Below are 11,739 nucleotides of genomic sequence, written 5' to 3' on the forward strand. Positions count from 1 at the left end.
ATTATCCCCCCAATAGAGCCAAGAAAATGCCTGCAGCTACAGCAGTACCAACTACTCCAGCCACATTCGGACCCATAGCATGCATCAAAACAAAGTTGTTTGGATCGTAAGATTGAGCTACAGTTTGCGAGACTCTTGCTGACATTGGAACTGCTGACACACCAGCAGAACCTATTAGAGGGTTCACTTTCCCTCCAGTTATGTAGTACATGATTTTTCCTAATAATAGTCCACCAAACGTTGCAAACGCAAAAGCTAATACGCCTAACAAGACAATTTCTATCGTCTGCAGTGTGATGAACGTCTCTGCCTTCATAGATGCGCCTACAGCCAAAGCCTGAAAGATTGTTACAATGTTTATTAACTCGTTCCCTGCTGTTTCAGCTAACCTACGTGTCTCTCCGCCCTCTCTGAGCAAATTACCAAACATTATGGCACCTATTAGAGGTGTAGAAGCCGGTACAAAAATTGAAGTAATTAGTGTTACTACGATAGGAAAGAGAATACGCTCTGTTTTGCTGACGCTTCTGAGCTCTTTCATTTTCGTCGTTGCTTCTTTCTTCGTAACCATCAAGCGCATTATTGGCGGCTGAATTATAGGAACCAATGACATGTAAGTATAGGCTGCAACCGCTATTGGACCAAGCAGGTGTGGGGCGAGCTTAACAGTTAAATATATAGCAGTAGGACCATCTGCCCCACCTATAATTCCGATTGCTGCAGCTTCTTTTAAGCTGAACCCAAGTAATACTGATATTATCATGGCTGCATAAACACCGAACTGAGCTGCGGCTCCAAGCAAAAAAGAAGACGGCTGCGCTATCAATGGACCGAAGTCTGTCATTGCACCTATGCCGATAAAAATAAGTATTGGATAAATCTCGTTTTTGACACCAAAATAAAGAATATCGCCCAATAAAGGCATTTTTGGACTAACAATTTGGTTAAGCTGTCCTACCTGTTTAACATAGTCCACAGATAAGAAATAAGATCCCGCCACTGGAAGATTCGAAAGCAGTGCACCAAAACCTATTGGAACAAGCAAAAGCGGCTCAATTTTCTTAAAAATACCTAAATAAAGGAGAACCAAAGATACAGCAACCATAATCCAATCTTTCCATTGGCCTGCTCCCGCAGCGGCAATACTGGTTGTGTGCCACAATGTCTGAAATAGGTTTGAAAACGTAATTTCCATATGGATAGCCCCTATTTCAACAGAACCAATGCATCATGCGTATTTACTGTCTGGTTAGGTGTCACAAGAATGCTGTCAACTACACCATCTGATGGTGCTAATATTTCATTTTCCATTTTCATGGCTTCCAGAACCAGCAATAACTCTCCACGCTTTACTTGCTGACCTACGGAAACATTGATACGAAGTATTTTCCCGGGTAGTGGAGCCTCTACGATATTTCCGCCAGAAGGAGCTTCTGATTTCTTTTCTGAAGGTCTGCTGATGGTCTGTGAATTTGTGGGAGAAGACGTTGCAGGCACCGGTTCACTCTGTGGTGCAGGTGCAGGTTGACTGTGCACACGAGACACATTACGGACCATAATCTCATCGTTTTCTGATTCTATATCCACGTTATATTCTTTACCATTTACCTTCACGACATAATGAAACACATTCTTGTCCATCATAATCCCCTCCTAACATCTGTTCGGCGTATTACGCCGTAACCAGTTTTCTGCATTCGCATTATGTGATAATGCAATGCTGCAGTTATTGCTGCTACAATTTCAGGTTCAATTGCGTCCGTAGAGTTCACCTCCACTGCTGGTGTTTCTTCAAGTTCCCTACTGTTTATATTTGCATTTTTTTCTACAACATCTTTTTTCTCTTCGCTACTATTGCTACGCCTTCCCCTTAGCAAATATGTAACCAATGCATCGATGCTAAGCACGAGAAAGACAACACATAAACCTACAACGGTCAAAACTAAAGTATCCAATAATTTACCACTCATGTTTTTTCGCCTCTAAAGAGGTATATTGCCATGCTTAACGCCCACGGAGTTCTTTTTCGTCAATGTCAGTTCTAAGGCGTTAAAAAGCGCAATACGGACAAATTGCGGCTCGACAATATCATCTACATACAACCTGGAAGCTGCAACATATGGATTCATGAATTCTTTGTTATATTCACTTATTTTTGAAGCCCTAACTTCTTCTGGATTTGGAGAAGACTCTATTTCCTTCTTGAAAACAATATTGGCAGCTCCTGCTGCCTCCATGACAGCAACCTGAGCACTGGGCAATGCAAACACTAAGTCAGCACCCAAATGCTTTGATCCCATAGCGATATATGCCCCTCCAAAAGCTTTTCGCACAATAAGTGTAATCTTGGGGACCTCTGCTTCGGAATATGCATAGAGCAGTTTCGCTCCATGTCTGATGATTCCCCCGTATTCTTGCCCAGTACCTGGCATATAACCAGGTGTGTCAACAAAAGTGAGTATGGGGATATTAAATGCATTACAAGTTCGCACAAAACGGGCTGCCTTATCAGAAGAATCGATGTCCAGAACTCCAGCCATGAATGAAGATTGATTTGCAACGATGCCCACCACGTGTCCGCCTAACCGACCGAACCCTGTAACCACACTCTTTGCAAAGTCAGACTGAACTTCCATAAAGCGGCCATCATCCATTACGGCGTTGATCACTTTTCTTATGTCAAATGCTTTATTCGGTTCAGCAGGAATGATATCCTCCAGTTCAGGAACTAATCTTGTAGGTTCATCATTTGGGTCCATGTACAAGGGTTTTTCAAAAGCGCTATTTGGTAAATAGCTCAATAGCTCTCTAACCAAGTCTAGTGCTTCTTCGTCGCTATCTGCGACAAAATGTATGTTACCTGCTTTCTCAGCATGCACTAAAGGGCCACCAAGCTGCTCATTCGTTACTTTTTCTCCCGTTACGGTCTCCACTACTTTAGGTCCAGTTATAAACATGTAGGCATTCTTCGTCATGAAAACAAAATCCATAAGTGCAGGAGAATAAACGGCTCCTCCGGCACAAGGACCAAAAACTACTGAGATCTGAGGGACAACACCTGATGATTTTACATTTCTATAAAATATATCCCCATAACCTTTTAGCGAATCTACACCTTCTTGTATGCGAGCGCCGCCAGAATCGTTCATGATTATAACTGGAGCTTTGTATTGAAGAGCCATATCCTGTATTCTTGCAATCTTTGCAGCGTGCATCTCTCCCACTGATCCGCCAAGAACTGAAAAATCCTGGGATGCCACAAAAACGAGACGCCCACCCACTGTACCAAAACCTGTAACTACACCATCTGACGGGGCTTTGGTCTTTTCCATACCAAGCGCCGTTGCTCTGTGCTCAACAAATGCCCCAATTTCTACAAAGCTGTTTTCATCAAGGAAATAGTTTATACGTTCACGAGCAGTAAGCTTTCCACTATCCTTGATTTTTTGCAGCTTTTCTTTTCCACCACCCAACAAAATTGTCTCTTTTCTTTTTCTATACTCTTCGAGAATGTCTTCCCATGCCATTGAAAGTTACGCCCCTTCCACAAATTCAACTAAGACTTTCCCAGTGCTTTTAGGGTGAGCAAAGGCAATTTTTGTGTTTTCAACGCCTTCTCGGGGTAATTCATCAATCATCCTTATGCCCCTTCCCTTTAAATCTTCTATGGTGCGAGGTAGGTCGTCTACTGCTAATGCAATATGATGAAGACCTTGCCCTCTGTCCATTAGAAATTTCGTTATGGAACTGTCATCAGATGTGGGTACTAAAAACTCAATCTTTGTTTCACCCACTTTGTAGATATACGTTTTTACCCTCTGAGATTCCACAACCTCCACTTTGTCCGGATCCCTTTGAAAAAGCAAATGCCCTAATTGCAAAGCTTCTTCCTCAGTAGGCATAGCTATACCAATGTGTTCTATTCTACTAACGGTCATCGATACACCTCCTCATTCTGTCGGCTATGGATTTTGCAGCTACATAAGGTATTTCTTCGCTTGTATAACGTTGATCGACTATGGGTCTCAACATCTGCATCACCCATGCCTGATAAAGAGCATTACTCCGCTCCATACGTAGCTTCTCAACATAACCCGTAGACCGTTTATTCTCATAAACCTCGTCAATGGTCTTTAAAAGCAAATCAATGTTCTGCCTCGCTATGACAGAAACGGGAACAACAGTTGGAGGTTGGTCAAGAAGGCGCGAATAAGCTTCCAATGCGGCCAAGCTTATGTTTGCATTAGGCATATCCATCTTATTCATAACCAGCACATCAGCTATCTCCATTATTCCGCCCTTTAGAAACTGGATTTCATCACCAAGACCGGGTGACATCACCAATACGACTACGTCAGCGAAATGTGTGATATCCACTTCACTTTGCCCAATTCCAACGGTTTCTAAAAAGATGTAATTGAATCCCGCAACCTCCAAAACTTTCACAGATTCCATAAGAATGGGCGAAAGGCCGCCCAAGGCTCCCTTATTGGCGAAACTCCTAAAGAACAGCTTATTGTTTGGGAAAAGATATTGCAGACGTATACGGTCACCCAACAAAGAACCACCAGATTTTGGAGATGTAGGGTCAACAGCCATTATGCCAACCTTTTTATCTTGCTTTAAGAGAACTTCTGCTAACGCTCCTACCAAACTGCTCTTCCCTGCACCTCCGAAACCTGTTAGACCAATGAGTGGTGTGTTACAGGATTCTTCGCTGTAAAGAGCTTTTATCAGTTCTAACCTATCGTCGTCGTTTTTCTCAATAATAGATATGGATTGGGCAATGGCAGCTTGTGAACCCTTTTTTACACCATTTATTAGTGCGTTGTATTTTCCCATTCTTTAATTGCTTCCACAATTTTCTGGGGAGGCGTACCCGGTCCAAACACAACATCCAAACCATTATTGAGTAATTGCTCTTGATCTTCCGCAGGGATTACACCCGTACCTATCATAAGTGGCGAGATACCCAGTTCTTTGATTTTTCTTACTGTTTCTGGAAACAATTCAAGGTGTGCCCCACTAAGATTGTTAAGGACCACCACATCAGCAGATTCTTGCAGCACTGTTTGCGCAATCTGACTTGGTGTCTGTCGTATTCCTGTGTAAACGACATCATATCCATTGTCTTTTAGCACCCTGGCGATAACTTTGGCTTGTCTATCATGGCCATCTAGACCAGGCTTCGCAACGATCACTTTTTTTCCCATATTCCTGCACCCCCTTAAAACACTACAGGCGGCCTATATTCTCCGAATACATCTCGCAATGTATCCATGATCTCGCCAAGTGTGCATCTGTTTTTAACTGCATCAATAATAAGAGGCATAAGGTTTTCATTCTCATCTTTAGCAGCTTTATTGAGTAAATCTAACGATTTTTCAGCTTTGTCATTATTTCTTTTGGCTTTCACATTTTTGATTGCCTGAATCTGTTCTTCCCTAATCTTTGGATCGACCCTCAAAACTCTAAAAGACTGGTCTTCTTGAGGTTCCTGAAATTTATTGACGCCTACTATAACCTTTTCACCGTCAGCTACGCCTTTGTAATACTTGTAGGCACTTTCAGCTATGCGCTTTTGCATATAACCAGACTCAATAGCCGCTACAGCTCCACCCATTTTATTGATGGCATCCAGTTCTTTCTCTATTTCTTTCTCTAAATCGTCAGTCAAATGCTCAATGACATAACTTCCGCCTAAGGGATCCACAGTGTCTGCGACTCCTGATTCATAAGCTATGATCTGTTGCGTTCTAAGGGCTACTTTTACCGCTTCTTCCGTGGGAAGAGATAATGCTTCATCATAAGAATTTGTATGAAGTGATTGTGTTCCGCCAAGGACAGCAGACAAAGCTTGAATTGTAACTCTGATAATGTTATTCAACGGCTGTTGAGCGGTAAGTGTCGAACCTGCCGTTTGTGTATGGAAACGTAACATCATCGCTTTATCGCTCTGAGCTCCATATTCATTTTTCATTATCTTTGCCCATAACCGGCGGGCGGCTCTGAATTTTGCTACTTCTTCAAGTAGATTGTTTTGTGAAGCAAAGAAAAATGAAAGTTGCCCAGCGAAATCGTCTACAGAAATACTACGTTTCAAAACTTCATCTACGTAAGCTTTTGCATTAGCGAAGGTAAACGCAATTTCTTCGATGGCATTTGCTCCAGCTTCACGTATATGGTATCCACTTATGGATATAGGATTCCACTTCGGCATCTCTTTAGCGCAAAACTCAATTGTGTCAGCGATTAGCCTGAGCGATGGTTTGGGCGGGAAAATGTAAGTACCACGAGCTACATATTCTTTTAGAATGTCATTCTGTATTGTTCCAGACAATACTTTTCTGTCCAAGCCAGTCTCCTCACCGACTACTATGTACATAGCAAGGAGAACAGCCCCCGGTGCATTTATGGTCATGCTCGTAGATACCTTCGAAAGATCAATACCATCGAAAAGTGCGTGCATGTCTTCTACTGTGTCTATGGCAACACCCACTTTACCAACTTCTCCCAGAGACAATTCATGGTCAGAGTCATAACCTATCTGTGTTGGCAAGTCGAACGCCACAGAAAGTCCTGTCTGGCCTTGCTCCAGCAAATACTTAAAGCGCTCATTTGTTTCCTTAGCTGTACCAAAGCCCGCATATTGGCGCATAGTCCAAAAGCGGCCCCTGTACATGTTAGGTTGAACACCACGTGTGAATGGGTACATTCCTGGCCAACTCAAGTCAGATTCATAATCTGTTTTAGTGTTGGTAGGATCATAAACAGGGTCAAGCACAAGCCCGCTGTCCAACGCAAAGACTTTCTGTCTTTCAGCGTGCTTTTGAATGTGCTTTGTGTAAAGCTCGGACCACTTACCTTTACCTTCCTCAATTCCCATATCTTCACCCCTCAGATATTAAACTCAAGAACTCATCGGAAGACATTGTTTCCACTTCCATGAGTCTTTGCGCCAATGTATGTATTCTCTCCATCCGTTCTGATAATGTTTCTTTTGCCATTTCATAGGCCTCTTCTAAAATATCTTTTGTCTTCTGATCAATGAGTTGTGCAGTGGCCTCACTGTAGTTTTTGCTCTTGGTTATTTCTCTTCCGAGAAACACCATATCTTGACGCTCTTCAAGTGTTACAGGACCCAAATCGGTCATACCCCACTCAACAACCATGCGTCTCGCAATGTCAGTGGCACGCTGGATATCGTTTTCGGCACCTGTAGTCTGCGTATGTAGAAAAACTTCTTCCGATGCTCTTCCGCCAAGCAATACTGCAATTTTCTTAATAAGTTCATCACGAGTATACATAACTTTTTCTTCTCCACTACCACCGAAAACGTAACCAACAGCCATGCCCCTTGGCACAATGGAGATTTTATGTATTTCCTTCGGGTTATCTAATATGGCTGTGCAAACAGCATGACCTATTTCGTGGTAAGCAGTGATTTTTTTCTCTTCCGCACTGAGCACACGCCCACGCTGAGGACCAAGCATAACCTTTTCCACAGCTTCTTCGAACTCATCCATGGTTATGATGTTCTTGTTTTTTCGAGCCGCCAAGAGCGCAGCTTCATTAACCAGATTAGCCAGATCTGCGCCGCTAAAACCAGGAGTAAGTTGCGCCAAACGTTCCGCATCTACTTCTGGTGCTATAGGCTTTCCTCTCATATGGATGAGCAATATCTGCTTTCTACCATTTACATCAGGCATATCCAAAATAACTTTTCGGTCAAAACGACCAGGTCTGAGCAATGCAGGATCTAATATATCAGGCCTATTCGTCGCAGCCAGTACGATAATGCCTGCATATGGATCGAAGCCATCCATCTCAACGAGCAGCTGGTTCAACGTTTGTTCTCGTTCGTCATGCCCTCCACCGATACCAGCGCCTCTTTCACGACCCACTGCATCTATTTCGTCGATGAAAACTATACACGGAGCATATTTTCGTGCCTGTTCAAAGAGATCACGAACACGTGCCGCACCAACACCTACAAACATCTCTACAAATTCCGATCCACTTACAGAGAAAAATGGGACACCAGCTTCTCCCGCAACAGCTTTAGCCATCAAGGTTTTTCCTACACCAGGAGGGCCAACTAACAAAACTCCTTTAGGTATCTTGGCTCCAATAACCTGATATTTTTTAGGATTCTTAAGAAAATCAACAATTTCCAGCAAATCTTTCTTCGCTTCTTCAGCACCAGCAACATCCTTAAAAGTTATTGTAGGTTTATCTTCCACATAAAGCCGCGCTTTGGAGCGGGTAAACGAGAAAACTTGGTTACTCCCGGCAGAACTCTGTCTAAACAAGAAAACCAAAAGAAAGATACTGAACAGTAGTGGAATCCAATTTCCCAGTATGGTTATCCATATGCTCGTCTTCTCTTGTTGAACACTGTAAGCGACATTAGTGGGACTATCTTTTGCTGCATCTAATAGCATTTGCTCAGATATAATGTCCAAGTCAGCCGTATATACTTTTCCATCCGTCCCTGTTGCTTTCACACTGGTGTTAGAAACAACTACCATAGACTTTATTTCGCCATTTTTCACCATTTGCACGATCTCGCTGGTACTAACAGCAACAGGAGTGTTTGAAGAGGTCAATGTTCCACCCAGGAAAAATGGACTTATCAATGCAAGGACCAGGAAAACCAAAATTATGAACATGAGGAACCCTAAGTCAGGTCTTCTGTTATTCTTCATTCTCGACAATTCAACTCCTTTAACCCAATTTTATCATTCAACAACCTAACGAATATACCCATTTAACGAGTTTCATAAACGCTTGGACGCAATACACCTATGAAAGGAAGATTCCGATAATACTCGGCATAATCCAACCCGTACCCAACAACAAAGGCATTGGGGATCTCGAATCCCACGTAATCGAGATCAACGTCAACTTCTCTACGTTCCTTTTTATCCAAGAGCGTACAAACAGATAAACTGGCTGGCTTCCGAGCGGAGAGTAATTCAAGGAGGTGCTTCATCGTAATACCTGTATCAACGATGTCTTCCACAATAATGACGTTCCTTCCCTCTACAGAAATATCGAGATCCTTTAATATTTTCACTATGCCAGAAGAGTCAGTACCTCCGCCATAACTTGAGACTTGCATGAAATCAAGATGGCACGGTATGCTTATATTTCTTATAAGGTCAGAAAGAAAAATGAATGCACCTTTGAGAATGCCAACAAAAAGTGGTGTTTTTCCTGCATAATCGTAGGATATTTCCTGACCAAGCTCTCTAATTCTTCTCTGCAAATCATCTTGACTAATAAGAACTTTCTCGACCGATTCTGAGATTCCTAACTCCTCCATAATTCAGCGCACCTCCAAAGTAAAGAAATCATCGTTTACGCCCAAGTGAAAACTTCCAAAATCTCTATTTACTTTTTTCTTTATGCAGTTAGCAGCATCTTGCAATTGTCCACGCCCTGTAATCTTACCGCCTAACGACTGAATGGCGAAGTGCAGTATTACAAGCTTTGAACTGCTCGATAAACGCAAGAAAGCTCTACGTCTCAATTTTAGCATTTTAGGCGCATGTTCTAACGCTAATTGACCAAGTATGACCAAGCATTGTTCTTCAACGAACTCCTCGTAAACTTCCATTGACGACAGACTGGAGTGAAGGGTTTTCCTAACATCGTGATTTACCAGTCCCGACCAGAAGGGGATTAGCCGTAAGCGGATTTTATTTCGTTCGTAGTCGTCTGAAAAGTTTGTGGAGTCATTTCTGTATGGTATGTGGTATTTTTCCCTGTAAGCAGCTATCTCTTCGCTGAAAGCATAGAGCAAAGGTCTGCCCCATGGTTCGTCCAGCAGTGACAACCCAACAACCCCCATGAGTCCGCTACCTCGTCCTAAGCGCTGAAGCATTGTTTCGATAGCATCATCAGCGTGATGAGCTGTCCATATGCGGTCAGCACCGACATCATCCATGGTTTTTAGGAGGAAGGCTTGCCTTTGCAGCCGTAAAGTGTTCTCATCGGAAAAATCTTTATGCTCCAAACAGCCCACTATAACTGGAAAACGCATTTGTTGGGCGTATTGAATTACAAGGCCCACATCTTCTACACTATCCTTCCTTATACCATGGTTTAAAGTAGCAACCGTAATGTTTTGGGGAAGGTGATGTCTGAATTTTCCTACGAGGTCAAGCAGCACCATGGAATCCTTCCCACCAGACACTGCCACTATCAGACCTTTGTTACCTGCAATGTGTGGATTCTTCCTAAGTGAGCTTATGAAAATACGTTCTAACATAACAAGGATTATTATAACGTGATTGGTGGCGGCGCAGGGAGTCGAACCCCGGACACGGCGGGTATGAGCCGCCTGCTCTGCCTCTGAGCTACGCCGCCATAAAAAAAAGTGGTTGCGGGGGCAGGATTTGGACCTGCGACCTCCGGGTTATGAGCCCGGCGAGCTACCTGGCTGCTCCACCCCGCGACCTCATAAAAAATTATATCAGTGCAGTACAACCATTGTCAAGCGTAAAAAGGTACGTAAAGCCATTTACGTCGAAAAAAGTACTCTATACCATTTTTCTCAACAACCACAAGGCATTTTCCACCATGCCTGAAGAAAGCATTTAGAACCTTAAATGAACAGCTTTGATGAAGGACCATAACGTCGAAATCTAGATTACTGGTTATAGAACCTTCCGGCAGTTCTTCTTTTTCATACCTAAACTTAATCTCGCGGCACGGCATGTTCTTCAATATATTTCTCTATGCCTGCTTCTATTTCTTCAGGCGTTTTCTCGCGTCTGCACTTGGGACAAACCGAAGCTCTAACCAACGTTTCTGGCGTGTATTTCTTGAATTGTCGAACAACCAAGGTTCGAGCCGGGCGAAGAATCTTACTACCGCATACGGGACACTCTACATAGGGAACACCATCATTAAGCTTCTCCTTAGTCCTATCTGTATCTACATATAATCCACTTTTATCATCACCACTTAATGCTGTCGTAGGGCAAGCATCTATACAGTACCAGCAATATATGCATACACCGTAATCGATTTCATAATGGAAAAAGTCGCCTTTCTTATCATCAATCGTTATAGCACTGGGCGGACAAACACGCTCACATTGGCGGCAACCGGTGCAATCTTCGGAATCATATTGAGGCTTGCCTCTCCACTTAGGTGGTACCTTAACAGGTTCTTTCGGAAAAGGCTTCACCACGGGCCCGCCGATCAACGTATCAACAAGTTTTCCAAAAATCTCACCGAACGGCATCTATATCGTCTCCCCATGTTCAGAAATTTTAACGACTTCCTTATGATAGTTACCTTTACGCTTGAGTTCCAGCACCTCAGCTGCCTTTAAAATACCAACCATTATCCCCTCCGGTTTAGGAGGACAACCGAAAACGTAGACGTCCACAGGGACTAATGTATCCAGTGGCCCTGCAACGCTGTAACCGCCTCTGAAAACCCCACCCGTTATGCCACAAACGCCTACAACGACAATTGCCTTTGGATCCGGAACTTGGTCGATAACACGGAGGACACTTTCCTTTGCAACGGCAGTTACGGGCCCTGTAGCTACGACTATATCAGCATGTCTTGGGCTACCAACCAACTTCACACCAAACCGCTCCGCGTCGTATTTCGGTGTTAACGCAGCCAGTATTTCTATGTCACATCCATTGCAACTTCCTGTGTTCAAATGATAAATCCAAAGCGATTTTTCAGGCTTTAATATGTCCATCTCTTTTC

13 protein-coding genes and 2 tRNA genes are annotated in these 11,739 nt (G+C 43.2%); all 15 read right to left on the reverse strand.

Features of this window, described 5'->3' with window-relative positions:
* Position 1: 1 nt before the first annotated feature.
* The 15 genes from D890_RS0103845 to D890_RS0103920 all read right to left on the reverse strand — a co-directional run bounded on the left by D890_RS0103845 (position 2) and on the right by D890_RS0103920 (position 11,731).
* Positions 2 to 1,195, reverse strand: coding sequence for a sodium ion-translocating decarboxylase subunit beta (locus D890_RS0103845; RefSeq protein WP_018963205.1), 1,194 nt, complete (start codon positions 1,193 to 1,195; stop codon positions 2 to 4).
* A gap of 11 nt (positions 1,196 to 1,206) precedes the next feature.
* The gene (locus D890_RS0103850) at positions 1,207 to 1,644 is read right to left on the reverse strand and encodes a biotin/lipoyl-containing protein (RefSeq protein ID WP_245533137.1); all 438 of its coding nucleotides are present in this window, start codon (positions 1,642 to 1,644) and stop codon (positions 1,207 to 1,209) included.
* On the reverse strand, positions 1,641 to 1,970 hold the full coding sequence (locus tag D890_RS0103855; RefSeq protein ID WP_018963207.1) for an OadG family protein: 330 nt from the start codon (positions 1,968 to 1,970) through the stop codon (positions 1,641 to 1,643). The genes D890_RS0103850 and D890_RS0103855 overlap by 4 nt, the downstream gene beginning before the upstream one ends.
* Before the next feature lie 12 nt (positions 1,971 to 1,982).
* On the reverse strand, positions 1,983 to 3,527 hold the full coding sequence (locus D890_RS0103860; protein ID WP_018963208.1) for an acyl-CoA carboxylase subunit beta: 1,545 nt from the start codon (positions 3,525 to 3,527) through the stop codon (positions 1,983 to 1,985).
* 6 nt (positions 3,528 to 3,533) lie between these two features.
* Entirely contained in the window at positions 3,534 to 3,938 is a 405-nt protein-coding gene (locus D890_RS0103865; protein ID WP_018963209.1) for a VOC family protein, read from the reverse strand.
* Positions 3,928 to 4,842, reverse strand: coding sequence for an ArgK/MeaB family GTPase (locus D890_RS0103870; protein ID WP_018963210.1), 915 nt, complete (start codon positions 4,840 to 4,842; stop codon positions 3,928 to 3,930). Before D890_RS0103870 ends, D890_RS0103865 begins: the two co-directional genes overlap by 11 nt.
* Positions 4,821 to 5,213: a cobalamin B12-binding domain-containing protein gene (locus D890_RS0103875; RefSeq protein WP_018963211.1), complete on the reverse strand. Its 393-nt coding sequence runs from the start codon at positions 5,211 to 5,213 to the stop codon at positions 4,821 to 4,823. The genes D890_RS0103870 and D890_RS0103875 overlap by 22 nt, the downstream gene beginning before the upstream one ends.
* A 14-nt stretch (positions 5,214 to 5,227) precedes the next feature.
* The gene (locus tag D890_RS0103880) at positions 5,228 to 6,886 is read right to left on the reverse strand and encodes an acyl-CoA mutase large subunit family protein (RefSeq protein WP_018963212.1); all 1,659 of its coding nucleotides are present in this window, start codon (positions 6,884 to 6,886) and stop codon (positions 5,228 to 5,230) included.
* A gap of 4 nt (positions 6,887 to 6,890) precedes the next feature.
* Positions 6,891 to 8,708 carry an ATP-dependent zinc metalloprotease FtsH gene (gene ftsH, locus D890_RS0103885; protein WP_018963213.1) on the reverse strand — a complete coding sequence of 606 codons (1,818 nt, stop codon included), beginning with the start codon at positions 8,706 to 8,708 and terminating at the stop codon, positions 6,891 to 6,893.
* Between the two features lie 62 nt (positions 8,709 to 8,770).
* Positions 8,771 to 9,328 (reverse strand): hypoxanthine phosphoribosyltransferase, encoded by a 558-nt coding sequence (gene hpt / locus D890_RS0103890; protein WP_018963214.1) that lies wholly within the window; start codon positions 9,326 to 9,328, stop codon positions 8,771 to 8,773.
* Positions 9,329 to 9,331: 3 nt separating this feature from the next.
* Positions 9,332 to 10,276: a tRNA lysidine(34) synthetase TilS gene (tilS, locus tag D890_RS07850; RefSeq protein ID WP_083916932.1), complete on the reverse strand. Its 945-nt coding sequence runs from the start codon at positions 10,274 to 10,276 to the stop codon at positions 9,332 to 9,334.
* Between the two features lie 23 nt (positions 10,277 to 10,299).
* Positions 10,300 to 10,374, reverse strand: a tRNA-Met gene (locus tag D890_RS0103900).
* Between the two features lie 11 nt (positions 10,375 to 10,385).
* Positions 10,386 to 10,462: transfer RNA gene (locus D890_RS0103905), tRNA-Met, on the reverse strand.
* Positions 10,463 to 10,705: 243 nt separating this feature from the next.
* On the reverse strand, positions 10,706 to 11,257 hold the full coding sequence (locus D890_RS0103915) for a 4Fe-4S binding protein (RefSeq protein ID WP_018963216.1): 552 nt from the start codon (positions 11,255 to 11,257) through the stop codon (positions 10,706 to 10,708).
* Entirely contained in the window at positions 11,258 to 11,731 is a 474-nt protein-coding gene (locus D890_RS0103920; protein WP_018963217.1) for an NADH-quinone oxidoreductase subunit B family protein, read from the reverse strand. It lies immediately after the preceding gene.
* Between the last annotated feature and the right edge of the window lie 8 nt (positions 11,732 to 11,739).

The sequence above is a fragment of the Coprothermobacter platensis DSM 11748 genome, from assembly GCF_000378005.1.
Taxonomy (GTDB): Bacteria; Coprothermobacterota; Coprothermobacteria; order Coprothermobacterales; family Coprothermobacteraceae; genus Coprothermobacter; species Coprothermobacter platensis.